This is a genomic window from Devosia limi DSM 17137, assembly GCF_900128975.1.
GTDB lineage: Bacteria > Pseudomonadota > Alphaproteobacteria > Rhizobiales > Devosiaceae > Devosia > Devosia limi.
The window spans coordinates 82,743-109,292 of record NZ_FQVC01000004.1 but is presented as its reverse complement, the minus strand read 5'-3'; the positions used below and the strand labels follow the sequence as shown (position 1 = coordinate 109,292).

The window sequence follows — 26,550 nt, the reverse complement described above, 5'->3', positions numbered from 1 at the left end:
CACAAGAACGTTCCCCCTTGGTCCGAACAAGCAAACAAGCAAGAAACCAAGCATGCTTGCTGCGAACCTGCATTCAATTTGGCTCTGACCCTCAACGCCAACACCCCGGAAAGGCTCCGCTAACCCTTGGGCACCGGTACGCCCCAGATCTCTGCAGCGTATTGCCTTATGGTCCGATCCGACGAAAAGAACCCGACACTGGCCGTGTTCCGGATGGCCATCGCGTTCCACTTTGGCTTGTCGCTCCAGAACTTATCCACCTTGGCCTGCGCCGCGACATAGGCGTCGAAGTCGCGGGCAACCATGAACCAGTCGTGGTCATACAGGCCACCAATCAGGTCACGATAGCGGTTCGGATCATCGGGTGAAAACACGCCCGAGGCTATGGATTCCAGCGCTTCCTTGAGCCGTGGCGAGTTATCGATGACGCTGCGGGGCACTTCACTCCTGGCGCGCTTGTCGTTCACTTCCTCGGTCGAAAGCCCGAAGATGACAATATTGCTGTCCCCCACTTCGGTGTGCATTTCGACATTGGCGCCATCCATGGTGCCGATGGTCACCGCGCCATTGGCCATGAACTTCATATTGCCGGTGCCCGAGGCTTCCATGCCCGCGGTCGATATCTGCTCGCTGAGATCGGCAGCCGGCACGATAACCTCGGCCAGGCTCACATTGTAATTGGGCAGGAATACCACCTTGAGCATCCCACGCACGGCCGGATCATTGTTGATCACCCGCGCTACATCATTGATAAGCTTGATGATCAGCTTGGCATTCCAGTAGCTCGGCGCCGCCTTCCCAGCAAATATCTTGACGCGCGGCACATATTCCCGCTCCGGATGGGCGCGGATTTCGTCATATGCAGCAACGGTTTGAATGATATTGAGCAGCTGCCGCTTGTATTCGTGGATGCGCTTGATCTGCACGTCGAACAGCGCATCCGGCGACACCGTGATGTTGAGGCGATCCTTGATCAGCCTGGCCAGCTTGCGCTTGTTTTCCAGCTTCACCGCCGCAAACTGCTCCTGAAAGATCGGATCGTCGGCATGCGCATGCAGCCCCTGCAGCAGATCGATATCATCGAGGAAACCCGCCCCGATGCGGTCGCTGACCAGCTTGGTCAGTCCCGGATTGCACTGCATCAGCCAGCGCCGCGGCGTGATGCCATTGGTCTTGTTGTTGATGCGATCAGGATAGAGCTTGTGCAGGTCCGAGAACACCGTCTGCTTCATCAACTCGGTATGGAGCGCGGAAACGCCGTTGATTGAGTGTGAACCGACAAAGGCCAGCTGCCCCATACGGACGCGACGGCCACCATTTTCGTCGATCAGCGACACATTGGCGATCTGCGCGTCGCTGAACTTGGCGCGCTGGCGCGCTTCGCTCAGCACATCGGCGTTGATCTGGTAGATGATCTGCATGTGACGCGGCAGCATGCGCTCCAGCAGTGCCACCGGCCAGCTTTCCAGCGCTTCGGGCAACAGCGTGTGGTTGGTATAGCCAAAAGTACCGCTGCAGAGCTTCCAGGCCTCGGCCCACTTGATCCCATTGTCATCAACGAGGATGCGCATGAGCTCGGCAATCGAGATAGCCGGATGCGTGTCATTGAGCTGGATCGCCACCTTGTCCGGCAGGGAGCCGAGATCGCCATATTGCTGCTGATGCCGCCGCACGATGTCCTGCAGCGACGCCGACGAGAAGAAAAACTCCTGGCGCAGGCGCAGTTCCTGTCCGGCAGCTGTGGTATCGGCAGGATAAAGCACGCGGGTAATGGCTTCCGCCCGCGAGCTCTCTTCCAGCGCGCCGATGTGGTCGCCTGAATTGAACTTGTCCAGGAGGATCGGATCGATCGGCTGGGCGCTCCACAAGCGCAGCGTATTGACCCTTGCTCCACGCCAGCCAACGACGGGTGTGTCGAATGCCACCGCCAGAACGTGGTCATTCGGACGCCATTCCTGCCGCACAGAACCGTCGGGATCCGTCACCGGCTCGACGTGACCGCCGAAGCCGACTTCATAGGCGCTTTCGCGGCGCTCGAACTCCCATGGATTGCCATGAGCCAGCCATTCCTCAGGCAGCTCGACCTGCCAGCCCTCGCTCATTTCCTGTCGGAAAAGGCCATGGACATAGCGAATGCCGTAGCCATAGGCAGGGATCTTCAGCGATGACATCGACTCTAGGAAGCACGCCGCCAGGCGGCCGAGGCCGCCATTGCCCAGCGCCGCATCAGGTTCAAGGTTGATCAGGTCGCCCAGATCGACATTGAGGTTCTTGAGCGCATCGCGCATCGGCTCCATCAGCCCGACATTGCTCATGGCGTCGCGCATGAGGCGACCGATAAGGAACTCCAGGCTCAGGTAGTAGACACGCTTGTTGGAAGTTCGCCACGTTTCACGCGACGACTCCATCCACCGATCCATGACCCGGTCCCGCACCGTCAAGATTGCGGCAGCGAGCCAGTCATGTGGTCGGGCAACAATTGGGTCTTTACCGACCGAATAAATCAGTCTTTCAAGAATTTCGGCCTGAATGGCCTCAACTGTGATCGCACGGGGTTCGGGCGTAGGGGCGTCGAAAACGATTGGCTTTTGCGGCATATCGCAATCCAGATTTCATGACGATGTATTCCCCTCTAGAGACTTTAGTCTTGCACTTAATTTGTGCAGGCGAAAGCCCCTACGCAAATCCATTCCAAGACGCTCAGACCGGCGCGCTGGCATGGGTCGAGTTGGCCACGGTTTCTTCGACTTGCTCGGGGTCAACGGCAACACCACCTTCGCGCGCCTGGTCCTCGGCATTGCTGATGAGCAGGTGACGGCCGGCCATTTGCTCCCCGCCCGCCATTTGCAGCTCGAACCGCTGCCTGTCGCGCTCCCGCACGCCAGCAACGACGTCATCGGCTTCCTCTGCGGTGGCGCCCAACCGGCGAATGGCTTCACCGCCGAACGCCAACGCTGATTCGAACGACTCACGGATCTGGAAATCAACGCCTGCCCGGATCAGTTCAATCGCGTGTCCACGATCGAACGCCCGCGCCATCACCTTGGCCAGCGGAAACTCATCACGCAGCAATTCGGCAATTCGGGTCGTATTGGTCTTGTTATCGATGCAGACAAGAATGATGTCAGCACTGCCTGCCCCAGCTGCATGCAGGATATCGAGCCGGGTGCCATCGCCATAATAGATCTTGAAGCCGATCTGGGCGGCGGCGCGGATCATCTCGGTGTCGTTGTCGATAATCGACACCGAGTGGCGCATGGCCAGCAGCGGCTGGCTGGCGATCTGGCCAAAGCGACCGAAGCCGATAAGCAGGATTTTACTGGATAGGCCGTCCGCCTCCTCGACGCCCTCCATCGACTGGGTCGACTTCGGCATCGCGAAACGCAGACCGATAATGGCCAGCGGCGTCAGCACCATCGAGATAATTACCGTCGCGGTGAAAATCGCGTTGGTCGGCGCATCAATGATCCCGACGGCAGCGGCCGTGGTGTAGAGCACGAAAGCGAATTCACCGCCTTGGGACATCAGTACGGCGCGCTCGAGCGCTTCGCCATGCGATGACTTGAGCAGACGGGCGATGACATAGATCGCGATTGCCTTGACCAGCATATAGGCCACCACGCTCGTCGCGATGATGATCCAGTTCTCGGCGGCGATGGCCAGATCAAGCGACATGCCGACGGCAAGGAAGAACAGACCAAGAAGGATGCCCCGGAACGGCTCCACATCGGCTTCCAACTGGTGGCGGAAGGTCGAGGTGGAGAGCAACACGCCGGCGAGAAAGGCGCCCATGGCCATGGAAAGCCCACTGACCTGAAACAGCAGTGCTGCCCCAAGCACAACCAGCAATGCGCCGGCGGTCATGACTTCTCGCAGCTTGGTACCGGCGAGAAGGGCAAAGAACGGGTTCATGATTCGGCGACCGAGGAAGATCAGCAGGAGCACGGCGCCGAGCGCGATACCAATGCCGGCAAAACGGGCCAGCAAGCCCTGATCGCCGGTGTGGGGGGCCAGAATTGCCACCACACCCAGAAGCGGTACGATGGCAAGATCTTCGAGCAGCAGGATCGAGACCATCTTCTGGCCGCTATCGGTGACCAGGTCTCCGCGCTCACCCAAGAGCTGCATGACGATGGCAGTTGATGTCAGCACGAACCCCATGCCGAAAATAAACGCCACGACTGGCGTAAAACCCAGCAATATGCCGACCCCGGTCAACAGGGCTCCACAGATCGTCACCTGGATGATGCCAAGCCCGAAAATCTGTTTGCGCAGCGCCCAGAGCTTGGACGGCTCCATCTCGAGCCCGATGATGAACAGGAACATTACGACGCCAAGTTCCGCGGCAGAAAGCACGGCCCCCGGATCCGTAATCAACGCGATGCCTGATGGCCCCAACAGCAGCCCGGCTGCCAGATAACCAAGCACGGACCCAAGTCCGAGGCGCTTGAACAGCGGCACGCCAATGACGCCAGCCGCCAGCAACACCACCACCGGCACGAGATCAATGCCATGTGCTGCCGCCTCCGCTGCATGTCCCACTGCTTCACCCGCCACGCGCATTCTCCTGAACCCCGGCCGGTAACTGTTTCGCTTGGCTGGAGTGGCGTCAAGCGCGCGCAGTGCAAGGCTGGGTCGCGCGCGCTATTTTGCCGGTTCTACACCACTGGGCGCGGTACCTTCGGGTGGCTGCAACCGCTCTTCTTTGCGCTTTGCATTGGACAAGTCTTCGTCTTCCGCCTGTTCGCGGATGGCAGCGGCGGTATTGGCCAGCAGTTCCTGGCGCGGCGTCATGTTACGCGTGCGCCTTATCGGCTTGCTTGGCATCATCGGCTTGCTGGGCAAGGCATGCAGTAATACCGACTGGGCGATAAGCAGCGACGGCACTGCCACAAGCCCCCCAACGGGCCCCCAGGCCCAGAGCCAGAAGGTGATCGACAGAAAGATAACGAATGGATTGAGCGTCATCGTGCGGCCGATGAAATGCGGCGTGACGATCTGGCCCTCGACGAAATTGATCGCCACGTAGCAACCGACAGGCAACAGGATATTGGGCAGCCCCGTCTGCGTCCCCAGCCCGACCGCCAGCAACACGACAGCCATGACCGCCTGCCCGACATAGGGGATATAATTGAGCACGGCCGCCAGCGCGCCCCACAGGATCGGCGAAGGCATGCCAATGGCCCACATCGCAACAGACACTGCGACACCCACGCAGGCATTGATGAAGGTGATGGACAACAGGAAACGACTGACCTTTTGCTCGACATCGCGAAACACATGGGCGGTGCGCCAGCGCATTTTCCGGCTCACACAAAGCGATAGGACCGAGATGCGGATATGATCGCGGGTCGCGACGAAAAAGTAGAGACTAGCGAGGAAAATCAGGATCTGCGCAAGGATCGCCGGTGCCAGTAGCGCCATGCTGGTGACGGCACTGCTGTCCTCCACCGTTACCGCCATCGCGGTGTCGCTGCCAAAGATCGAGGTTAGCTGCGACTGAAATGTCCCGATGGACTCCAGCGGTCCTTGCAAGGTCGCCAATTCCGCCTGCAACTTGGCCCAGATCAAGGGCACCCGCGCCACCCAATCCGAGAGCGGCACGGCGAACAACGCGATTCCGCTGACGATGACGCCAATGAGCAGCAGCACGACGACAGCCGAGGACAAGGCCGAAGGAACACCCAGGGACTCGACCCGATCCGCCACCGGGCCGAACATCAGCCCGATGACAATGGCCAGCATGACCGGTGCCAGGAACACCTGCCCTTCCCGCAGCGCCATCAGCGCGACGACCAGCCCGATGCCAACCATCGCAATCCGGGCGGCATTGGCCAGCACCAGTTCGAACTGGCTTTCCCCAGCATCCGCCGTCGTCGCTTTGGAAACCATGCGCGCCATCTGCATTCCGATGTTAAGAGATCCAGCTTCCTCAACGGTGTCGCTGGTGAAACGTTCCGTTGGACAACCGGCTTGTCCGGTCGACCGCGACCGCGTGCCCCGCTAGGATCGGGAAAACCTCTACCCGCCCTAACGAGAACCATGTCCCGCAAGATCATTATCGACACCGACCCCGGCCAGGATGATGCCGTGGCCATTCTGCTTGCACTGGCGTCACCAGCCGAACTCAACGTGCTGGCCATTGTAGCCGTCGCCGGCAATGTCGGGCTGCATCACAACGCCAACAATGCGCTCAAGATCGTCGAACTTTCGGGGCGCACCGATGTTCCGGTCTATGCTGGCAGCGTGCGCCCGATGCGACGCCAACTGGTGACTGCCGAGCATGTGCATGGTGAAACCGGCCTCAATGGCCCGACCCTGCCCGAACCCGAGATCAAGCTGCAGGCCCAGCATGGCGTCGACTACATCATCGACGCGCTGATGACAGCTGAAGCTCGCACCATCACCCTCTGCACGCTGGGACCCTTGACCAATATCGCACTGGCTCTGGTCCGGCAGCCGGCTATTGCCGAGCGGATCGCCGAGATCGTCATGATGGGCGGCGCCTATTTCGAGGGTGGCAACATAACGCCATCGGCCGAGTTCAATATCTATGTCGACCCTGACGCAGCCGATGTTGTGCTGCGCAGCGGCGTGCCGATCACCATGATGCCGCTGGACGTAACGCACCAGATCCTGACCACGCGGGACCGCCTCGACGCCATCGCTGCGCTTGGCAATAATACCGGGACTGCAGTGGCGCAGATGCTTGAGTTTTCCGAGCGTTTCGATCTGGCCAAGTATGGCAGCCTCGGCGCGCCACTGCATGACCCCACAGTCATCGCCTATCTGCTCAGGCCTGACCTGTTCGACGGCCGGCTGTGCAATGTAAGCATCGAAACCGCCAGCGAACTGACCGTCGGTGCGACGGTAGCCGATTACTGGCATGTCAGCGGCAAAGCCAGAAACGTCAATTTCATCCGCAATGGCAATGCAGAGGGCTTCTACGCCCTGCTCAACGAACGCCTGGCACGCCTTCCCTGAGGCACTTGTCTCGCACCGTCATTCCCAGGCAGGCTGGAATGGCGGTGCGAGGAGCAGCGATCGGCGATCCGCACTGCCGTTCCAAGCCATCTGGAAGTCCGGCGCGCGCCGGGATAGTCTCCGGCCTCAATTCCGGCGGAGCCATCATGGATCTTTTTACCCTTCTAACGTTCACCGTCGCCTATGCCATAGCAGTGCTGGTGCCGGGACCCGGCGTTGCGGCCGTGGTCGCGCGGGCGCTTGGTGGTGGGTTCAGGGGAGCCTTCCCCATGGTGCTGGGCATTCTTGCCGGCGACCTGATGTATTTTGTCTTTGCCGTGTTCGGCCTTGCAGCCGTCGCCACCTATTTCGGTCCTGTCTTTACCGTGGTCCGTTGGGCCGGCGCCGCCTACCTGCTCTATATCGCCTATAGGTTCTGGACCGCTCGTCCCGGAGCCGAGCAGATGAAGCCCAAGACCGAAGGTTGGCTCAAGACCTTCCTTGCCGGCTTTTCGCTGACCATGGGCAACCCCAAGACCATCGTTTTCTATCTCGCCATCTTGCCCACGGTGATCCCGCTCGACCAGATGAACCCATTGGCTTTCGCCGAGCTGACCTTCATCGTGGTGGTGGTGCTGTTGATCATCGGTTGCGGCTACGCACTGCTTGCGTCCTATGCCCGCGACTTCTTCAAAAGCCCCAAGGCGCTGGGTCGCCTGAACAAGACCGCTGGAGCCATGATGGCGACAGCCGCCGGCTTCGTCGTCTTCCAGCACTGAGCGGCAAGCAAGCCGCGCCGCTGCGCCATGACTCTAGGCCCCGGCGACACCAATTTGCCGGAGCCGCACCGGGCATCGCTTAGAAACAGAGTTCGTGAGAAGAGCTTTGTCAGAAGCGCCTCTCGTGCAGAATTACAAACCTTGTTAAACTCGACCAATCCGCTAGCCTTTCGTCATCACGCCCTGCCGGGAGAGAGATTGATGAGAACCGCTGCCAGAATTGTGGCCTACACCGCCCTTGCGGCGTCTCTGACCCTTGGGTTTTCCGTCACGACGGTTCGCGCCCACGACCAGACGATCATCAACGTATCCTATGATCCGACCCGCGAACTCTACCGCGACTACAACGAAGCGTTCATCGCCCATTGGAAAGACACCACTGGCCGGACAGTGACGGTGCAGGTCACCCATGGCGGCTCCGGTTCGCAGGCGCGCACCGTCATCGACGGCTTGGAAGCCGATGTGGTTACCCTGGCGCTGGAAAGCGACATTAATGCCATCGCCGATGCCACCGACCTGATCCCCCAAGACTGGCGCGGCACCTTCGAAAACAACAATGCCCCCTATACCTCGACCATCGTGTTCCTGGTCCGCAAGGGCAACCCCAAGGCCATCGCCGACTGGGGTGATCTGATCCGTGAGGGCGTTGAGGTCATCACGCCCAATCCGAAGACCTCGGGCGGTGCGCGCTGGAACCTGCTGGCCGCCTGGGCCTGGGCCAAGGCGCAGCCGGGCGGCAGCGACGAAACCGCCAAGGCGTTCGTCACTGAGCTCTACAAGCACGTGCCGGTGCTCGACACCGGCGCCCGCGGCTCCACCACCACCTTCGTGCAGCGCGGCATCGGTGACGTGCTGTTGGCCTGGGAGAACGAGGCCTATCTGGCGCTCGAAGAACTCGGCCCCGACGCTTTCGACATCGTGACGCCCTCGATCTCGATCCTGGCCGAGCCGCCGGTGGCCCTCGTCCCCGGCAATACCGACAAGAAGGGCACCACCGAGGTGGCCACCGAATATCTCAATTACCTTTATTCGGACGCCGGGCAGGCGATTGCCGCCAAGCACTATTACCGCCCGTTCCGCCCGGAAGCCGCTGCCCCCGAGGACATTGCCCGCTTTGGGGAGGTCAATCTCGTCACCATCGAGGAATTCGGCGGTTGGCGCGAAGCCCAGCCAGCCTTCTTCGGCGACGGTGGCGTGTTCGACCAGATCTATGCTCCGGGCGCAGGACGATAGATCATGGCTGCAACCTCCCTCAAACGGGCTGGTTGGCGACTGAAGCAACCGAGCGTCATCCCAGGCTTTGGGCTGACACTCGGTTTCACCATCGCCTACTTCTCGCTGATTATCCTGGTCCCGCTGATTGCTCTCGGCCTGCACTCCGCTGGCCTTGGTCTTGTCGGCTTCTGGGCCGCCGCCACCGACGCCCGCGTGCTGGGCGCCTTGCGCGTCAGCTTCACGACCGCACTGTTCGCCGCCGCGGTCAATGTGGTGTTCGGCACGCTAATCGCCTGGGTTCTGGTGCGCTACCGGTTTCCCGGCCGGCGCATTTTCGACGCCATCGTCGACCTGCCCTTCGCACTGCCCACCGCCGTGGCCGGCATTGCGCTGACAGCGATCTACGCCCCCAATGGCATTATCGGCCAATTGGTGGCGCCGCTCGGCTGGCGTATCGCCTACACCCCGGTCGGCATCGTCATCGCCATGATCTTCATCGGCCTGCCCTTTGTCGTCCGGACCATCCAGCCGATCCTCGAAGAGGTCAGCAGGGAGGTCGAGGAAGCCTCGGCTACCCTCGGCGCCAATCGCTTACAGACCATCACCCGGGTGCTGCTGCCCAGCCTGACGCCGGCCATCCTCACCGGCTTCGCTCTCGCCTTCGCCCGCGGCGTCGGTGAATATGGCTCGGTGATCTTCATCGCCGGCAATATCCCCTTCGTCTCGGAAATCGCCCCGCTGCTGATCGTCATCCGGCTGGAAGAGTTCAACTATACCGGTGCCGCCGTCATCGCCTCGGTGATGCTGCTGATCTCCTTCGCACTGCTGTTTGCCATCAACCTGATCCAGGCCTGGAGCCGCAGGAGGTATGGTTATGGCGCGTAACTTCAGATCCCCCACCGACGAGAGCCAGCCGGTTCAGCTGCTGCTGATCGGGCTGAGCCTCACCTTTATGGCGCTGTTCCTGGTGCTACCGCTCTGGGCGGTGTTCACCGAGGCGCTCAAGGAAGGGCTGGGCGTCTACATCGCCTCGCTGCAGACCCCGGATGCCCAATCGGCCATCCGGCTGACCCTCCTGGTTGCCGCCATCGCCGTGCCGCTCAATGTGGTCTTCGGCGTCTGTGCCTCCTGGGCCATTGCCAAGTTCGAGTTCAAGGGGAAGGCCTTCCTCATCACCCTGATCGACCTGCCCTTCTCGGTCTCGCCGGTCATTTCCGGCCTCGTCTATGTGCTGCTGTTCGGCGCCGGCAGCGTGCTCGGACCCTGGCTCAAATCCTTTGGCATCGAAGTGCTTTTCGCGGTGCCCGGCATCGTCTTGGCAACGATCTTCGTCACCTTCCCCTTCGTGGCCCGCGAACTGATCCCGCTGATGCAGGATCAGGGCACCGGCGACGAAGAGGCCGCGCTCTCGCTCGGCGCCAATGGCTGGCAGACCTTCTGGCGCGTTACCCTGCCCAATATCAAATGGGGCCTGCTCTATGGCGTGCTGCTCTGCAATGCGCGCGCCATGGGCGAATTCGGCGCTGTCGCCGTCGTCTCCGGCAAGATCCGCGGGCAAACCACGACCATGCCGCTGCAGGTCGAGATGCTCTACAACGAGTACAATGGCGCCGCCGCCTTTGCACTCGCTTCACTCCTGGCCCTTTTGGCCTTGGTAACCTTGGTGCTGAAGTCCGTCCTCGAATGGCGTTTCGGCGATGAACTGGCTGCCAGTGGCGGTCGACACTAATCGGGGACTGATAGGCTATGGACGTACGCATCGCCAAAGTGCGCAAGGAATTCGACCGGTTTCCCGCTCTGCATGACGTGTCGCTTGACATTCACTCGGGTGAACTGATTGCGCTGTTGGGCCCGTCTGGGTCCGGCAAAACCACTCTGCTTCGGCTGATCGCCGGACTCGAAATGCCGACGGACGGCCGCATCTTTTTTGGAGACATAGACGCATCCGAAAAGACGGTGCAGGAACGCAATATCGGCTTCGTATTCCAGCACTATGCGCTGTTCCGGCACATGACCATTCTGGAGAACGTCTCCTTCGGTCTCAAGGTACGTCCCCGTTCCAGCCGTCCACCCGCCGGCGAAATCCGCCGTCGCGCTATGGAATTGCTCGATCTGGTGCAGCTTTCAGGTCTCGAAAAGCGGTATCCCAACCAGCTTTCGGGTGGGCAGCGCCAACGTGTTGCCCTGGCCCGTGCCCTTGCCATAGAGCCCGGCGTACTGCTCCTCGATGAACCCTTCGGCGCCCTCGACGCGCAAGTGCGACGCGAGTTGCGCAAGTGGTTGCGTGAGATCCATGACCGTACCGGGCACACCACCGTCTTCGTCACCCACGACCAGGAAGAAGCACTTGAACTGGCCGACCGCCTCTGCGTCATGAGCCAGGGCAAGATCGAACAGGTCGGCACGCCCGACGCCGTCTACGACACGCCGAGCTCGCCCTTTGTCTTCGGCTTCATCGGCGAATCAAGTGAGCTGCCGGTCACGATAGGCAGCAACGAATTGCTGTTGGATGGCCGCTCCGTCGGGCTGCCGGCGTCATCCGGCACCAGCGGCCCGGCACGCCTGTTCTTCCGTCCCCACGATGTGGAACTGACCGATGATGATGCGGCCCTGGCCGGTGAAGTCACGGCATCTCGCCGGGTCGGCGGCACTCGCCGCGTCGAAATCGAGATCGGCAACAACGGCCAGAAAGTGGAAATCGACCTGCCTTTTGACCACCCCGCAGGCCAGCGCTCCCGCATCAGCTTTCGCCCCCGCCGCTGGCGCCTCTTCGATGTCAAACCCCAAGCCTGATTGGCCCCTGAAGGTGCCGCGGCCGCAACGGCCGCGCCTTTAAGGCTGCGACGACAAGATTTCCGATGACGCGCCAAACCGAATTGGGTAAGTGAACCCTCGGGGCCTATAGCTCAATGGTTAGAGCCGACCGCTCATAACGGTCTGGTTCCAGGTTCGAGTCCTGGTGGGCCCACCATTCCACTCGATGATAGAGTTTTCTGCCTCCCCGGTTCGGACGGGGTCTTATTGGTGCATAGCTAGGTCGACCGCTAGAAACTCTGCGGCGGATCCACCGCCAGGAATGGCGGTGTATCGAGGATACCCCCGACCGTGCACGTTTGGGCGGCGCACTGCAGTTCCTCAAGTAGTGACGCGTATGGCTCGACCCGGCGATACTGCGATGGGATGAGGGCGACGATTCTTCGCGCCGCGCCCTGCACCCGATAGAGCCGCACACTATTACTCACACCTTGGCTCCCGCTGGCTAAAGCTGGGGCCAGACAAACACCGGCTCCGGCCTGCACCAGCCCGATCGCGGTCTCAAAGCTGCGACATTGCGCCACGACCCGATGCTCGGGCAGACGCTGCTCATACCACTCGGCCACCCGATTGGTATGCTGGCTGCCAAAGCTGAACTGGATCGACTGGTTGAGCATCGCCCAATGCGCTGGTGCCAGTTCGATCTTCGGGTTCCTTACGCCGTCCAGCAGCAAATCTTTGGGAACCACCAGCACATAGGGGTCTTCCATCAGCGGGACCTGCAAGAAGCCCACGCCCGCCTGCGCCACGGAATCCGCTGCCAGCAAACCGATATTGACCCGCCGCCCATAGAGCAGATCAAGGATGTCGGTTGGGGCGCTTTCCTGAATATCGAAGTCCAGCTCCGGGAACTTTTCCTGCATCGCTCGCACGGCCGTGGGCAGCAGTCCGCGCAGCACCGAATTAATGCCCGCCAGCCGCAAGGTCAGCCGGAGCCCGCCGCTGAATTGGGCAAGCCCGTCTTCCAGTTCTGCGACTATGCGCAGGACTTGCTCGACCCGCGGCAACAGGAAATTACCCGCTTCAGTAAGCTCCATCTCGTTGGAGCGGCGGTGAAACAGCCGATTGCCCAACGTGGTTTCCAGCTTCCCCAACTGTTGGGACAGAGACGGTTGCGCGAGGCCGAGTTGCTTGGCCGCTTTGGTCAATGTTTCGGACCGCGCAACCGCCCAGAATATCCGCATCTGGTGTAGCGTCGGATCGCCAGCGCGCGGCGCTGATCGGGCCAAAGCCGACGGCGAGCCCTTGCCGCTGCGCCCGACTGCTCCGCGCGCGGCGGAACCATCATTGTCCTTCAAGGTCCACTCCCCGCTCGTATGCCACCCTGGTCGAGGCCCGCATCCAGCTTTTACTGCAAGCTGCTGGATTTTGAAGACAAAACTGAGTTACGTCAGTTCAGCACCTGGCGTAGGCAGCAGGACGTCATCGGAACCCTGGACCGCGCATTGCGCAGCATCCAGTTGCGGCAATACAAGGTATCGAAAAGGACATGCCGATGACCGAGATGGCGACGCCGCCGCTATCGCGCGCTGAACCCGAGCGCCACCCTGCCCCGCCCCTGACGGACGCATCCGCTGCAGCGCTTGCAGCGCGGGCACGCCAACGGCGCCTTCGGGAAAGCGTTACGATCATTGGCGTCCAACTGCTGATTGCGCTGCTCTTGCTGGCTGGCATGTACGCCCTCAACGCCACCGCCGGCAACCTGACCATGCCGCACCCGATGGCCGTGCTCAATCAAAGCATCAAGATGTGGTCGGACGGGACCATGTTGCGCGCGCTTGGCGAGACGCTGACTGTGCTCAGCCTGGGCTTCCTGCTGGCTGCGGCGACCGGGATTGGGCTCGGCATCCTGCTTGGCGGCTTTCGCTTCGCCGGGCGCATCTTCGATCCGTTCGTCAACGCCATGAACTCCACTCCCGGCGCTGCCTTCATCCCCCTGATCATCGTCTGGTTCGGGCTCTATACCGAGGCCAAGGTGGTCGTGGTGTGGAACGCCGCCATGTTCCCGATCCTGATCAATACGGCCGCTGGCATTTCCAATGCCAATAAGGACCTGGTGGAAATGGCGCGGGCCTTCGGAGCCACCCGGGCGAACTTGTTCTGGAAAGTCATGGTGCCCGACGCGCTGCCCTCCATCCTGAGTGGCCTGCGCATCGGCGCGGCCGTCTCCACAGTCGGCACGGTCATTGCCGAATTGACCATGGCCCAGTCTGGCCTTGGCGGCCTGTTGATTGCCGCCGGCAATCGCTTCCAGATGGACCGTTACTTCGCCGTTGTCATCGTGCTGATGGCGCTCGGCACGCTCATTACGGCGCTGCTGCGCTATGCCGAAAATCGCGTCAGCCGCTGGCGCCTCACCCTTGCGGATGGACGCTGACCATGGCCGACACCGAAGCCCTGATTTCGCTGCGCCACGTCGGCAAGTCCTTCAAGGATGGGCAGGTCCGTGCGCTGCAGGATATCTCCTTTGACGTGCATCCCGGCGAGTTCATTAGTCTCGTTGGCCCCAGCGGATGCGGCAAGACTACCCTGCTCCGGCTGATCAATGGCCTGATCGAGCCGGACGAAGGCGATGTGCGCGTGCTGGGCAAGCGACCCCAGCCCGGGCCTGATCTGGCCATGGTATTCCAATCCGCCCGATTGCTGCCGTGGCGCACCGTAATGGGCAATATCGAATTTGCCCTGGCGCTGCGCGGCCTCTCACGCAAGGAACAGTCGCAGCGGGCTCTGGCACTGCTCGGGGCTGTCGGCTTGCGGGACTTTGCCGATGCCTATCCGCACGAGCTCTCGGGCGGCATGCAGCAGCGCGTGGGCCTGGCAAGGGCCCTGGCGGTCGAGCCCAAAGTGCTGCTGATGGACGAACCCTTCGCGGCGCTCGATGCAATGACCCGCGAAGTCCTGCGCGGCGAACTGCTGCAGATGTGGTCGCGGCGGCGCATGGCGATCGTGTTCGTCACCCACGACATCGACGAGGCCATCCTGCTCTCACAGCGGGTCATCCTGCTGCGCCCGCGGCCCGGCCGGATCGATGAGATCATCGATGTCGACTTGCCCGAGCCGCGCTGGCAGCACGACCCGCGCACGCTGCCGGCTTTTGCCGATATGCGCGCCCATCTCTGGGGGCGCATTCACGAGATGGCCCGCGACGGCGCCGAGCTTGAAGAGCTGGCGGCGGCTTTCCCCGATCTGGAACCGGCCCAAATGGGGCGGCAATAGGATTTTCCTATAGCAGTGATAGGGCGTTACCCGCCCCAGCGCGATGGCATTACCCCCACCACTGCCTTAGCATTTCCGGATGAAGACACCGAGATATTCGGGGGCGGGAACACGGTTTTATGTCTGGTCTGCGCGCTGAGTATTTGACGCCGATACAGCGCGCCGACTGGACCTCCGATCGGGCCGCTCATCTGTTGGAACGCGCCGGCTTTGGCGGCACGTTGGCGGAGGTCGAGCGACTGGCGGCCATGGCGCCGCAGGATGCTGTGGCCCATCTGGTGGACTATCGCCAGCTGGACGACGGCAAACTCCCTGTATTCGAACATTCCGGCTTTTGGGACCCGACGCTGAACGATTTCCCGGTCAGCCGCCCCGCCGCCACCGCGCTGGCCGAGCGCACTGGCGCGGCCATGGGCGTGCGCGTCAAACCCGGCGGTGTCCGCCCGCTGCAGCCAGTGACCAACCGCTTCTTCTATTGGCTGCGCGCCACCGCGCTGGAAACACGGCGACTGGGATTCTGGTGGCTGGACCGCATGGTCAGGACACCTCGCCCGCTGGAGGAAAAGCTGGCCCTGTTCTGGCATGGGCACTTCGCTACCAGCGAAGAAAAGCTCCGCGATTACCGCAAGATCGAGTTGCAGCTCCAGACTTTGCGCAACGGCGCCTCGGGCAATTTTCGCGACCTGCTCTTCGCTGTCGCCAAGGACCCCGCCATGCTGGTCTATCTGGATGCGGCGCAGAACGTGAAGGGCGCGCCGAACGAGAATTTCGGCCGCGAGGTCATGGAATTGTTCACCATGGGCGTGGGCAATTACACCGAGGACGATATCCGCGAGGCGGCGCGTGCCTTTACCGGATGGGGCAATGACGATCTCACCTTTGTTGTCGATACCGACAAACATGACGACGGTATCAAGACGTTCCTTGGGCGCACCGGCAACTTCGCCGGCGAGGACATTCTCGATATCATCCTCGCCCAGCCGCAGACGGCCATCTACATCGCCACCAAGCTCTACCGCTTCTTCGTGCGCGAGGATGTATCGGATGGCTTCGCCCGCCACCTCGGGGCGCTATTGCTGCAAAACGACTACGAAATCGCGCCGTTCCTGACCACGATCTTTCTGTCCGAGGACTTCTACAGCGAGCCCTCGATCGCAACCCACATCAAGTCGCCCACGGAACTGATCGTCTCCACCTATCGCAAGCTGGGGCTCACCAGTCTGCCGGGCATTCCCGATCCTTATTCGGTGAGCAAGACGCTGGGACAGATCCTGCTCTATCCGCCAACGGTGGCGGGCTGGGGTCAGGGCCGCGCCTGGATCACACCGGGTCTGCTGTTTGAGCGTGCCAACTTCGCGCATGCGGTGATGTTTCCAGACATCATCGATTTCGTCGATCCCAACTACAATCCGGGCACCGAGATTCGCCGCGTCAACGCCAATATCCGCGCTGGTATGGAGATCACGGCCGCGACGCTCGAAGACGGCGCTGCCCCCAGCACGGCCGAAGGCATTCAGGAGGCGTTCAACACCCGCTATGCCAGCCTGATCGGCTATCAGGAGGCCCTGCGCAAGCTCAAGCCGACACCCCGTATCGCCGCGCAATTCAGTCTCTCTGAAATCGTCGGCGACGCCGGCGCTCAATCGACGAGCGAGGCTGTCGACATCCTCATCGCCCTGTTGCTGCGCGTACCACTGGCGCCATCGGCTCGTGACGCGCTGGTCGCGGCCCTCGTTGAACAATTGGGCACAACCGATCTGGCTGAAGCCAGAACCTATCTGGAACACCCCCTGCGTATCACCGCTCATCTCATCATGAGCTCACCCCAATACCAGTTGGCCTGAGCGGAGGCGCAGAGACATCATGGCCAAGACACCCAGGCTCAGCGGTAGCGCCAAGCAAAGCCTCTTGCGATCCGGCTTTGGCAGCATGGTGCTGGAAGGCGCCAGCGGCATCACCACATCGCCGGTCTGGTCAAAGGTGGCCAAAGCGCAGGCCGCCGCCAATGACCGCATCCTGGTGATTGTGGAGCTCTCCGGCGGCAATGACGGGCTCAATACCGTCATCCCCTTTGCCGACGATGTCTATTACGGCGCCCGGCCCAATCTGGGGATCAAGAAGGACAAACTGCTGCGGATCGACGACCACTTTGGTTTCCAGAAATCCATGTTGGGCTTCGAACGACTCTACAAGGATGGGCTGATGGGCCTCGTCCACGGCGTCGGCTACGACCAGCCGTCCTTCTCACACTTTTCGTCCATGGCCTTCTGGCAGACCGGCGCGCCCAATAGTGGCGAGGCCTATGGCTGGCTGGGGCGGATGGCCGATGCCATCGATCCGCTGGGCCACACCACCAACTTCCTCGTCAATATCGACGACAGCCAGTCGCTCGCGGTGCGGGCCATGAACCACGTGCCGCTGGTATTCAATAATCCCGACACCTTCACCCGGCACATGTTCGACGAGGAGAAATCCGCTTTCAGCGCCATCGACCGCCGCGACAGCAATGGCAGCGGCAATGCCAGCCAGGACTTCCTGTTCGATATCGCCGCCAGCGCCAAGAGCTCCGAGCAATTGGTGCGTGACGCCTGGACCGACTACGAGACGCCAATTGACTACGGCCTCGTGCCCTTTGGCCTCGAAAAGGTGGCGGCGCTGGTGGCGGCCGATTTCCCCACCAAGGTCTATTACGTCCCCTATCGCAACAATGCTTTCGACACCCATGTCTATCAGGGGGACCTGCATAGCCGCCTCTGGTCCTATACCTCCGACCACATCGCTGCCTTTGTACGCGACATGGAGCGACTGGGCCGGAGCGACGATGTCGTGGTCATGGTGTTCAGCGAGTTCGGCCGCCGCGTCGCCGAGAATACCAGCCTTGGCACCGACCACGGCACGGCCGGACCGGTCTTCGTCATCGGCAAGCCGGTGATCGGCGGCCGGTATGGCGCCGTGCCCAGCCTGACCGATCTCGATGACGGCAACCTCAAATTCACCACCGACTATCGGCGCATCTATTCAACCCTGATCCAGGGCTGGATGGGCCACGACCACGCCGATGGCATCCTCAAGCAGCAGTTCAATCCAATTCCGATGTTCGGATCGCGCGGTTAGTCCCGCCACTCATCAACGACAATACTTTCATTCGGGGAAAACGACATGTCGATCACCATCAAACGCCGCACCATCCTGGCATTGGGCCTCGGCCTGGCCCTCAGCCCCACCATCGCCGCAACAGCCTTTGCCCAGACGAGCGATATGCTGGAACTCACGCTGGCCACCGCCGACGCCAATATCAATCCGACCACGGACTCCGTGCTGCGGCTGGCCGGCACGCTCGGTTTCTACGAGAAGCACGGCGTCAAGGTGAACATCATCGCCCTCGAAGGCACGCCACAGGCCATCGCAGCGCTCAATTCCGGCGCAGTGGACCTGGCCGGTATCGGCATCGACACCGCAATCCGTCTGCGGGCGGAAAACGGCCTGCCCATCCGTGGCATTGTCTCGGGCACAATGGGCGCGCCCTACCTCATCGCCGTAAAATCCGACATCACCCGCGTGGAAGACCTCGTCGGCAAGAGTTTTGCCATCGCCGACAATGGCAGCCTTGATCACAGCCTGACGCAATTGGTGCTCGCGAGCATGGGGGGCTCCGCCGATGGCCCGCAATATGTCGCGATCGGCGCACCAGCCGCCCGCGTCCAGGCCCTCGCCGCCGGCCGCGTCGACGCCACGACCGTGTCCTATGGCACCTTCCTTCCCATCGCTGGCACGCCTGGAATCGACATCCTTGTATCGCCAGAGGCCTTCTCGGAAGCGTCGCCCGGCATGTCCAAGTTTGTCGCCGCGCTTGACAGCACCATCGCGGATAAGCACGAGGCGCTGCAGCGCTTTGTCGACGCATTGATCGATGCCTCGCGCAGCCTTGAAGCCGACCCGGCCCAATGGGTGGCGGCAATGGGCGTCGAACGTGAAGACCTGAGCCCAGCCAATCTTCAGCTCACCGCTGATTTCCTGGCCGGCCGCTGGTGCGTCAATGGCTGCATGAACCTCGATGCACTGAGCAGGACAGCCGAATTCATTTACAGCAATCCCGACTTCGCCGAGGTCAAGCCGATCAGCATCGAGGACGTCGTCGCGCCTGACTTCACCGCCAATGCCATGGAAAACCTTGGCGCATTCGAAGGCGTCACACTCGACAGGCGCTGAACGGTTTGGGTATTGGGTGGCTCCGGACCGGAGCCACCTGCCCCTTACTCGATCCTGGCGTTGCGCAGCCTTAGTGCATTGCCGATGACGCTGACCGATGACAATGCCATGGCCGCCGCAGCGATAGCCGGCGACAGGGTAAGCCCAAAGAACGGGTACAAGACGCCGCCGGCGATCGGTACGCCGGCCGCATTGTAGGCAAAGGCGAAGAACAGGTTCTGGCGGATATTGTCCATGGTGGCCCGCGATAGGGCCCGCGCCTTGACAATCCCCATCAGATCGCCGCCCAACAAGGTCAACCCGGCACTCTCGATTGCCACATCCGTGCCCGTGCCCATGGCAATGCCCACATCGGCAGCCGCCAGCGCCGGCGCGTCGTTGACTCCATCGCCGGCCATGGCAACGACACCGCCTGCAGCCCGCAACCGGCTGACCACTTCGCTTTTGCGTTCAGGCAAAACTTCGGCTTCAATGGACCCGATGCCCAACCTGCGTGCGACCGCCTCGGCCGTTACCCTGTTGTCGCCGGTCATCATCACGACCTTGATCCCATGGTCCGCCAGAGCCGCCAGTGCGGCGGGTGTGGTTCTGCGAATGGGATCCGCGATGCCGACGACCCCAGCAATCCGCCCGGAAACGCCCACCAGAACCGCCGTGGCGCCATCAGCGCGGAGTGTGTTGGCCCGCTCGGTCCAATCGTCGGCATGGATGCCCACCGAGGCGAGATACTTGGCGCTGCCGATATGGACGGTTTCGCCATCCACCACGCCGGTCAGGCCCTTGCCGACGGGGGAATCCACATCGACCGGATCGGACAAACTCAGTCCGCGATCCCGAGCGGCGGTAACAATGGCCAAACCCAAGGGGTGCTCACTCGCCCGTTCGAGGCTTGCTGCCAGAGCCAGCAAGTCTTCGGCGTCGAAATCTTCAGCCGGAAGAATGGCGGACACCGCCGGCTTGCCTTCAGTCAGCGTACCGGTTTTGTCCACCACCAGCGTATCGACCTTCTCAAGGCGCTCCAACGCCTCGGCATTCTTGATCAACAGCCCGAGGCTCGCGCCTTTGCCGACACCCACCATGATCGACATCGGCGTAGCGAGACCCAACGCGCAGGGACAAGCGATGATCAGCACCGATACGGCGGCGACGAGACCATAGGCGAAGCGCGGTTCAGGCCCCCAAATACCCCAGGCAGCAAAGGCCAGGAAGGCAATGCCGATCACCAAGGGCACAAACCAGCCGGAGATCTGGTCGGCCAGCCTCTGGATCGGGGCGCGCGACCGCTGAGCCGTCGCCACCATCTGGACGATGCGCGCCAGCATGGTGTCATGGCCAATCTGGGTCGCCTGCATGATCAAGCCGCCCGACTGGTTGATGGTGCCGCCAATCAGACTGTCGCCCACGTGCTTGGTGACCGGCATGGATTCTCCGGTGACCATGGATTCATCGAGAGAACTGCGCCCTTCGACGACGGTGCCGTCAACGGGTACCTTTTCCCCGGGGCGAACCCGCAAGCGGTCGCCGACACCAATCTGGTCGACCTGCACCTCCTCGTCAGATCCGTCGGCGGCGATACGCCGCGCGGTCTTGGGTGTGAGATCGAGTAGCGCCCTGATGGCGCCCGAAGTGCTCTCCCGGGCCCGCAGTTCCAGCACCTGGCCGAGCAGCGCCAACGCAGTGATGACGGAGGCCGCCTCAAAATAGACCGGCACCGCGCCGTCAATGCTGCGCATGTCAGCGGGAAAAATGCCGGGGAAGACCGTGGCAATGAGCGAATAAAGCCAGGCCACTCCGACGCCCATGGCGATCAGAGTGAACATGTTCAGGCTACGATTGGCGATGGAGGCCGCGCCACGCGTGAAGAACGGCCACCCCGCCCACAGCACTGCCGGCGTGGCCAGAACCAGCTGGACCCAATTGAGATTCTGCGGTGCCACAAAGGCGTGGAAGTCGAACAGGTGACCGCCCATCTCAATAAGGAACACCGGCAGCGCCAGTGTCGTGGCGATCCAGAAGCGGCGCGTCATATCGACCAGTTCGGAACTCGGACCGGTATCGGCACGCGGCATTTCCGGCTCCAGGCTCATGCCGCAGATCGGGCAAGTACCGGGATGATCCTGACGGATCTGGGGGTGCATGGGGCATGTGTAGATTGCACCGGCCGGAGCAGGCGCGGCCGGTGCGGCTGCCTTGCCCAGATAGGCTGCGGGATCGTCGACGAACTTGTCATGGCACTTTGCCGAGCAGAAAGAATAGGTCTGCCCGCCGTGACCGGCCTGATGCCTGGCAGTCGCCGGATCGACATCCATCCCGCAAACAGGGTCTTTGACCGTGTGCGCAGGAGCCACATGATGGGCGTGGTGCTGGTGGTTATCCGCTGCGGTTCCGTTCATGGCACAGTCCTCGGCTAACAAGACGAAGAGTTTGCCCCTTCCCACCGTGACAAGGTCAACCCCAAAACGCGTGCTTTGCCGCCAGCAGTCCCAGCGCAAATTTGCCAGCGGACCGGCACGATAGCCCAGCTGCTAACGTGTTGAATCAGATTTTCGCCTGGTGGCTGCACTGGTCGGCGGCGGCATGGCACTGATCAACTCACAGACCGTGTCGATCGGCGCTGGCCGGCCAAAAAAGTAGCCCTGCCCCACATGGCAACCAGTTTTCTTCAACAGCTGCAGTTGATTGTCGGTTTCGATGCCCTCGACGATCACCTTGGCCCCGAGCTTTCGCGCCAGTACCAGTACGGCCTGGATGATAGAGAGACCGAGGGGATCAGTGTCCAGGTTTTGCAGGAAACTGCGATCGATTTTGAGTTCGTCCCAGCGGAAGGTGCTGAGATAGGACAATGACGAAAACCCGGTGCCAAAGTCATCGAGGGCGATGGCCACCCCGAGATAGCGAAGCTCGGACAGCACGGCGATGGCACGCCGACGATCCATCATCATCACCGACTCGGTCACCTCCAGTTTGAGGCGCTGCGGCGCCAGCCCTGACATCATCAGCGCCTCCGCAACCGTATCCATGATCTCGCCCTGCATGATCTGGATGACCGAAATGTTTACCGCGACCGGGACATTGGCAGGCAACCGCAAGGCGTCGCGGCAGGCACAGTCTATCATGTATTTGCCGATATTGAAGATCTGCCCCGACGCCTCGGCGATCGGTATGAATTCGGCCGGCGAGATCAACCCCAGCTGCGGATGGTGCCACCGCGCCAGCGCTTCGACCCCGACCAGAGCCCCGGTCTGCAAATCCACCTGCACCTGGTAGTGCGGGAATATCTCCTTCTTCTCGATCGCGGTCCGGAGTTGATTTTCCAGCGTAAGGCGTCGCTCGACACGCTCGCGCAAACCCGGGTCATAAAGCCCCACGGTGCCCTTGTTGCGGGATTTGGTATGGCTCTGCGCCAGGTCGGCATCCGCCATCAGGCTCAGTGTGTCCCAATTATCGTCGACTGCCAGCGCGACCCCTGCGGTAGCGCCGATAGTCGTTACACTTCCGTCGATCTCGAAGGGGCGCTTCAATGCTTCGATAATCTTGTTGGCGAACGCCACCGCCTCGGCTTCGTCACTCACGTTCAGCAATGCCACAAACTCGTCGCCGCCCAACCGCGCCACCACATTGCCGGGGCGAACCCCCACCAGGTCGCGCAACCGGTGCGCTGCGGCAGTCAGCAACTTGTCGCCGAATATGTGCCCCCAGGTGTCGTTGACCACCTTGAAGCCATCGAGGTCGATCACCACCACTGCTGCACGCCGATTAGCCATATCGCGGAAAAGCGAGTGATCTGGATGAGAAAAAGCTGTCCGGTTGGGCAACCCGGTCAGCGGGTCATGGCGCGCCGAATAGGCATAGCGCTCTGAGGCCTGCTGGACCGCCTTATGGGCGGCGCGTAGATTTCGATTTTGCAGCGCAGTCAGCACCAGTAGGACGCCTGCGGCAATCAGTAAGGTGGTGACAAGATAATCCTGGATCGTCTGGCGCTCGGTCAGGGTGTCGCGGATGGCAGCAGCCTTGGCAACTGCGGAAATCGACGCTTCTGCACCGATCCTGTCGATTATACTGCTGACCGGCGACAGCCGTTCGAGCAGCGCCGGCATGTCATCGACCTTGGTGAGGTCGGTGAACTCGGCCTCCACAGATGTCAGCAGAGCCTGCAACTCGTCATAGGCTTGCTGGCTGGGCGGGGATGCCTGCAAAAAATCCCTGTAGCCGCCGACATTCCAGCTGTCGAGGCGCCCAAGCAAAATCTGGTAGAACATCTCGGCAGCGCGCGCGTCCTGCGGTCGGCGCAAGGCAGCATAGAGAGCCACTTTGGCCTCCAGTTGCCCAGCCTCGATCCGACCCTGCGCCCCAATCCAGGACACATCGAACCGCATCGAATCCTGCACGGCCGCCGCCGAGTCCTGCACCGCCCGGGCGTGCACAACTGCCGCGATTGCCAGGACAACCAGGACGACCAAGACTAACTGCCGAAACCAGGCACGCGGCAACATGGAAAGCCCAGCCTTCCTTACTATTTGATGGTAATCGTACGAACCTGCCAGGCGGCGCGGGAAAGATAGATTTCGGCCTGCAACTCCGGCACCGCGTCAAACGGATACATGATGAACAGGGGGCCCTTGTTGCGCACTGTCATATATTCACCGTCCATCTTGGTCGCCAGGATCACCGGATAGGTCGTGAAATCGATCACCGGGACCGAGGTTTGATAATTGTTGAGCGCCAATACTTCGGCAGTCTCGCCCTTGGCCCCGACATGCTCTAGCAAAACACGCATCGGCACACCGTCAAAAGTGGGAGTGCCTTCCGTCCAGGGGGTTGATGTGACGATAGTCGCTGTCCCAAGCGCCTCGAGTTGCGACATCGTGAAATCGACGGGCTTGCCGCCCTCGATTGCCCCATCAATGGTCAGAATCACAGGCTCGGACTGTGCATAAGCGGGCAATGCCATAAAGGTCGCCACTGTGAAGGCGGCAGACAATAGTATCGCAGAAATTCTCATCCCCAATCTCCAGCTCTGAATCAGCAGACTACCACCATGAAGGGCAATTCGTATAAATCCATGAATCGAATTTAAAACATTGTGGATTTGTCGGCAGAAGCGCGATCAGGGCGTGAGCAGGAACGCCGAAGTGACTTCAAGCGCCCGGTCATCCCGTGCCGAAACCGGGCCCTGCGGGACGTGACCAGCCAGACGCTCATCGCGTGCGCGTATGAGGGCAGCAATCTCGGGCTCATAGCGCCGGATCACTGCCGTCAGCCAGCGGTTGACCAGGTAGGACGGCTTGGCGAGTTGCAGGTCGAACCTTGGCAATAGCGCGATCGTAGGCTCCGCATCGAGCCAATTGTCCCCAACGACCCATTGATTGACCGTGAACAAACGGTGCAGCCGGCCGAAGGCGTCAACCCCCACACCGATAACATGATGGACCGGCCCCTTGGGGCCATCCGGCCTGACAAAGCAATGGAAATGTCCGTGTTCAACGGCATCGGCTGCGGGTAAATGGCAATGGTAGTACCATTGCGCGCCACTTTCGGGATCGAAGACATCGCCAACCGGGTAGTGCGACCAGGCTTCGACAGGTGCATCGCGCAGCGTTTCCAGCAGTACATTCAGACCGGATTTGGCGAGGATGGCCTCGCAAAAGGCAATCTCCTGCGCCGCGCGCTGCTGGTCGTCGTCCATGCTCGTCCCTATTGCGCGCCTGCCGCGCAGGGATTGACAGCAGCACAAGGTGCCACTGCCGCGCAAGGAGCCCCCGCTGCACAGGGATTGGCAACAGGAGCCGGGGCACCGACAGCGCAGGGGTTGGCCACCGCGGCCGGTGCACCTGCAGCACACGGATTGGAGACCGGTGCCGGCGCGCCAGCAGCACAAGGATTGGACGCAGCTGCGGGGGCAGCTGCGGCACACGGATTAGCCGCCGGTGCAGGAGCAGCGGCACATGGGTTACCGGCAGCACATGGATTGCCGGCAGCGCAAGGATTTGCCGACGCAGCTGCAACCGGAGCCGGCGCGGGTGCGCGGTTGGTCGTCGTCACATGATCGGCAGCGACGGCGGCGGTTGCGAGAAGCGCGGCAGCGCCGAACAGAACAGTATTACGAGCGCTCATTTGGCCTTGAACCCATCCATGCCGAAAACGGGGCGCAGGGCGATACCGCCCAGGCTGCCGACGAAAGCTGAGGCAAACCACAGCCATCCATGCACGCTGCCCGAGGCGATGCCGCTAAACAGCGCGCCAATATTGCAGCCGAAGGACAGGCGCGCGCCATAGCCCATCAGCACGCCACCAATTGCCGCCGCCAGCAACGACAGGAAGGGCAGCCCAACTTTTGGGGCGAACTTGCCGGCAATCCCTGCCGCCAATGCAGCACCCAGCACCAGTCCAAAATCCATCACCGAAGTGCTGTCCTCCAGGACGCTGGTCTGCAGGGCCTGCGCCTGAGCCGGCCATGTCCAGAATTCCCAACTCGCCACCGGCACGCCCACCGCTTGCGCGACCTTGGCGCCCCAGAGGCCGAAGCCATAGGTGATCGACCAGGGATGGCCGGCCACGAGGAGGGTCAGCACATTGAGACCGGCCAGCACCAGCCCTGCCCCAATCAACGGCCACGGCCCGCGTAGCAGCCGCGTCCAGCCCCGATTGCCCGGTGTCCTGGCCTGCTCCAACCCGCCATGGGCGCGCCGCTCGATCCACACGGTCACCAGCGCCACAAGGCCCAGACCGCCAAAGGTAACTGCCAGCGCCAGCGGCACCCCGAAGCTCTGCCCAAGGCTGATCGGCGGCAAGGATGGCAGCCTCAGCCAATAAGGCAGATGCGCCGTGCCCAGCAGCGCGCCGACGATGAAGAACACCAGGGTGACCAGCATGCGGGCACTGCCACCGCCAACGGTAAACAGCGTACCCGAACCACAGCCGCCGCCCAGCTGCATGCCAAGGCCGAACAAGGCCGCCCCAAACAGAACCGATACGCCGACCGGCGCCACCGCCCCCACCAGCGGCTGGCCGAAAGGATTGCCCAGCGCCAGCAGTGGTATGAACACAGCTGCGGCCACCGCGATCATCAACATCTGCGCGCGCACGGCATTGCCGCGACGCTCCACCGCCAGCCGACGCCACCCGCCGGTAAAACCAAACGACGCGTGATACAGCGTCAGCCCCAGCAGAGCGCCGATGACGAACAAAGCCGCCTGCTGCAGGTCTACCACTTGCCAGATTACCACTGCACCCAGGATCACCCCCAGCCCGGCAACCAGCACGGGGCCGCGATCCAGCGGCATGCCAACGGGGCGCAATTGCCCTGCGGTGATGTCGGTCATAATACCCCCGAAAATAAAGGCTCTGCCCGGAT

At 61.8% G+C, this 26,550-nt stretch carries 20 protein-coding genes and 1 tRNA gene; 12 read left to right on the top strand and 9 right to left on the bottom strand.

The genetic code is table 11. From position 1 onward, the window contains the following. Positions 1-119: 119 nt before the first annotated feature. The 3 genes from BUA69_RS08030 to BUA69_RS08020 form a co-directional block, all read right to left on the bottom strand. Positions 120-2,597, bottom strand: coding sequence for a glycogen/starch/alpha-glucan phosphorylase (locus tag BUA69_RS08030; protein ID WP_046134981.1), 2,478 nt, complete (start codon positions 2,595-2,597; stop codon positions 120-122). 103 nt (positions 2,598-2,700) lie between these two features. Continuing rightward, positions 2,701-4,557: a monovalent cation:proton antiporter-2 (CPA2) family protein gene (locus BUA69_RS08025; RefSeq protein ID WP_244468732.1), complete on the bottom strand. Its 1,857-nt coding sequence runs from the start codon at positions 4,555-4,557 to the stop codon at positions 2,701-2,703. A gap of 87 nt (positions 4,558-4,644) precedes the next feature. Further along, a complete protein-coding gene (locus BUA69_RS08020) occupies positions 4,645-5,892 on the bottom strand; it encodes an AI-2E family transporter (RefSeq protein ID WP_160300123.1) in 1,248 nt (415 codons plus the stop codon). Between the two features lie 150 nt (positions 5,893-6,042). Here BUA69_RS08020 and BUA69_RS08015 point away from each other — a divergent pair, with 150 nt between their 5' ends. From BUA69_RS08015 to BUA69_RS07985, 7 genes are all read left to right on the top strand, one after another. Beyond that, the gene (locus BUA69_RS08015) at positions 6,043-6,984 is read left to right on the top strand and encodes a nucleoside hydrolase (protein WP_046134983.1); all 942 of its coding nucleotides are present in this window, start codon (positions 6,043-6,045) and stop codon (positions 6,982-6,984) included. 146 nt (positions 6,985-7,130) lie between these two features. Beyond that, entirely contained in the window at positions 7,131-7,742 is a 612-nt protein-coding gene (locus BUA69_RS08010) for a LysE family translocator (protein ID WP_046134984.1), read from the top strand. Positions 7,743-7,943: 201 nt separating this feature from the next. Continuing rightward, positions 7,944-8,975 (top strand): sulfate ABC transporter substrate-binding protein, encoded by a 1,032-nt coding sequence (locus BUA69_RS08005; protein WP_046134985.1) that lies wholly within the window; start codon positions 7,944-7,946, stop codon positions 8,973-8,975. A gap of 3 nt (positions 8,976-8,978) precedes the next feature. Further along, the gene (gene cysT / locus BUA69_RS08000; protein ID WP_046134986.1) at positions 8,979-9,842 is read left to right on the top strand and encodes a sulfate ABC transporter permease subunit CysT; all 864 of its coding nucleotides are present in this window, start codon (positions 8,979-8,981) and stop codon (positions 9,840-9,842) included. After that, positions 9,832-10,686, top strand: a complete 855-nt coding sequence (gene cysW / locus BUA69_RS07995; RefSeq protein WP_244468733.1) for a sulfate ABC transporter permease subunit CysW — start codon at positions 9,832-9,834, stop codon at positions 10,684-10,686. Before cysT ends, cysW begins: the two co-directional genes overlap by 11 nt. A 17-nt stretch (positions 10,687-10,703) precedes the next feature. Continuing rightward, positions 10,704-11,750, top strand: coding sequence for a sulfate/molybdate ABC transporter ATP-binding protein (locus BUA69_RS07990; RefSeq protein WP_046134988.1), 1,047 nt, complete (start codon positions 10,704-10,706; stop codon positions 11,748-11,750). Between the two features lie 102 nt (positions 11,751-11,852). Further along, positions 11,853-11,928, top strand: a tRNA-Ile gene (locus BUA69_RS07985). A 73-nt stretch (positions 11,929-12,001) separates the two neighbouring features. Here BUA69_RS07985 and BUA69_RS07980 read toward each other — a convergent pair. Further along, positions 12,002-13,069, bottom strand: a complete 1,068-nt coding sequence (locus BUA69_RS07980; RefSeq protein ID WP_143154465.1) for a LysR family transcriptional regulator — start codon at positions 13,067-13,069, stop codon at positions 12,002-12,004. Between the two features lie 197 nt (positions 13,070-13,266). Here BUA69_RS07980 and BUA69_RS07975 point away from each other — a divergent pair, with 197 nt between their 5' ends. The 5 genes from BUA69_RS07975 to BUA69_RS07955 all read left to right on the top strand — a co-directional run bounded on the left by BUA69_RS07975 (position 13,267) and on the right by BUA69_RS07955 (position 19,196). Then, positions 13,267-14,148, top strand: coding sequence for an ABC transporter permease (locus BUA69_RS07975; protein WP_201777449.1), 882 nt, complete (start codon positions 13,267-13,269; stop codon positions 14,146-14,148). Positions 14,149-14,150: 2 nt separating this feature from the next. Next, complete coding sequence (locus BUA69_RS07970) at positions 14,151-14,987, top strand: ABC transporter ATP-binding protein (protein ID WP_046134990.1); 837 nt, start codon at positions 14,151-14,153, stop codon at positions 14,985-14,987. Between the two features lie 119 nt (positions 14,988-15,106). Beyond that, positions 15,107-16,831, top strand: a complete 1,725-nt coding sequence (locus BUA69_RS07965) for a DUF1800 domain-containing protein (protein WP_052950507.1) — start codon at positions 15,107-15,109, stop codon at positions 16,829-16,831. Positions 16,832-16,850: 19 nt separating this feature from the next. Next, complete coding sequence (locus BUA69_RS07960; protein WP_046134992.1) at positions 16,851-18,101, top strand: DUF1501 domain-containing protein; 1,251 nt, start codon at positions 16,851-16,853, stop codon at positions 18,099-18,101. A 45-nt stretch (positions 18,102-18,146) separates the two neighbouring features. Continuing rightward, positions 18,147-19,196 carry an ABC transporter substrate-binding protein gene (locus BUA69_RS07955; RefSeq protein ID WP_046134993.1) on the top strand — a complete coding sequence of 350 codons (1,050 nt, stop codon included), beginning with the start codon at positions 18,147-18,149 and terminating at the stop codon, positions 19,194-19,196. A gap of 44 nt (positions 19,197-19,240) precedes the next feature. Here BUA69_RS07955 and BUA69_RS07950 read toward each other — a convergent pair whose 3' ends face one another. The 5 genes from BUA69_RS07950 to BUA69_RS07925 all read right to left on the bottom strand — a co-directional run bounded on the left by BUA69_RS07950 (position 19,241) and on the right by BUA69_RS07925 (position 26,518). Beyond that, complete coding sequence (locus tag BUA69_RS07950) at positions 19,241-21,589, bottom strand: heavy metal translocating P-type ATPase (protein WP_046134994.1); 2,349 nt, start codon at positions 21,587-21,589, stop codon at positions 19,241-19,243. Between the two features lie 132 nt (positions 21,590-21,721). Further along, positions 21,722-23,656: a putative bifunctional diguanylate cyclase/phosphodiesterase gene (locus tag BUA69_RS07945; protein WP_072866506.1), complete on the bottom strand. Its 1,935-nt coding sequence runs from the start codon at positions 23,654-23,656 to the stop codon at positions 21,722-21,724. Positions 23,657-23,709: 53 nt separating this feature from the next. After that, complete coding sequence (locus BUA69_RS07940; protein ID WP_143154464.1) at positions 23,710-24,198, bottom strand: putative pterin-binding protein; 489 nt, start codon at positions 24,196-24,198, stop codon at positions 23,710-23,712. Positions 24,199-24,303: 105 nt separating this feature from the next. Then, entirely contained in the window at positions 24,304-24,882 is a 579-nt protein-coding gene (locus BUA69_RS07935; RefSeq protein ID WP_046134996.1) for a DUF6969 family protein, read from the bottom strand. 424 nt (positions 24,883-25,306) lie between these two features. Next, positions 25,307-26,518 (bottom strand): YeeE/YedE family protein, encoded by a 1,212-nt coding sequence (locus tag BUA69_RS07925; RefSeq protein ID WP_046134997.1) that lies wholly within the window; start codon positions 26,516-26,518, stop codon positions 25,307-25,309. Between the last annotated feature and the right edge of the window lie 32 nt (positions 26,519-26,550).

Excerpts from the sequence above, each read along its gene's own strand:
- cysT (WP_046134986.1), top strand. The coding sequence starts at position 8,979 with ATGGCTGCAACCTCCCTCAAACGGGCTGGTTGGCGACTGAAGCAACCG.
- BUA69_RS08010 (WP_046134984.1), top strand. The coding sequence starts at position 7,131 with ATGGATCTTTTTACCCTTCTAACGTTCACCGTCGCCTATGCCATAGCA.
- BUA69_RS07935 (WP_046134996.1), bottom strand. The coding sequence starts at position 24,882 with ATGGACGACGACCAGCAGCGCGCGGCGCAGGAGATTGCCTTTTGCGAG.
- BUA69_RS07950 (WP_046134994.1), bottom strand. The coding sequence starts at position 21,589 with ATGAACGGAACCGCAGCGGATAACCACCAGCACCACGCCCATCATGTG.
- BUA69_RS07970 (WP_046134990.1), top strand. The coding sequence starts at position 14,151 with ATGGCCGACACCGAAGCCCTGATTTCGCTGCGCCACGTCGGCAAGTCC.
- BUA69_RS07975 (WP_201777449.1), top strand. The coding sequence starts at position 13,267 with ATGACCGAGATGGCGACGCCGCCGCTATCGCGCGCTGAACCCGAGCGC.
- cysW (WP_244468733.1), top strand. The coding sequence starts at position 9,832 with ATGGCGCGTAACTTCAGATCCCCCACCGACGAGAGCCAGCCGGTTCAG.
- BUA69_RS07960 (WP_046134992.1), top strand. The coding sequence starts at position 16,851 with ATGGCCAAGACACCCAGGCTCAGCGGTAGCGCCAAGCAAAGCCTCTTG.
- BUA69_RS07990 (WP_046134988.1), top strand. The coding sequence starts at position 10,704 with ATGGACGTACGCATCGCCAAAGTGCGCAAGGAATTCGACCGGTTTCCC.
- BUA69_RS08030 (WP_046134981.1), bottom strand. The coding sequence starts at position 2,597 with ATGCCGCAAAAGCCAATCGTTTTCGACGCCCCTACGCCCGAACCCCGT.
- BUA69_RS07955 (WP_046134993.1), top strand. The coding sequence starts at position 18,147 with ATGTCGATCACCATCAAACGCCGCACCATCCTGGCATTGGGCCTCGGC.
- BUA69_RS07925 (WP_046134997.1), bottom strand. The coding sequence starts at position 26,518 with ATGACCGACATCACCGCAGGGCAATTGCGCCCCGTTGGCATGCCGCTG.
- BUA69_RS08020 (WP_160300123.1), bottom strand. The coding sequence starts at position 5,892 with ATGGTTTCCAAAGCGACGACGGCGGATGCTGGGGAAAGCCAGTTCGAA.
- BUA69_RS07940 (WP_143154464.1), bottom strand. The coding sequence starts at position 24,198 with ATGAGAATTTCTGCGATACTATTGTCTGCCGCCTTCACAGTGGCGACC.
- BUA69_RS08015 (WP_046134983.1), top strand. The coding sequence starts at position 6,043 with ATGTCCCGCAAGATCATTATCGACACCGACCCCGGCCAGGATGATGCC.
- BUA69_RS07965 (WP_052950507.1), top strand. The coding sequence starts at position 15,107 with ATGTCTGGTCTGCGCGCTGAGTATTTGACGCCGATACAGCGCGCCGAC.
- BUA69_RS08005 (WP_046134985.1), top strand. The coding sequence starts at position 7,944 with ATGAGAACCGCTGCCAGAATTGTGGCCTACACCGCCCTTGCGGCGTCT.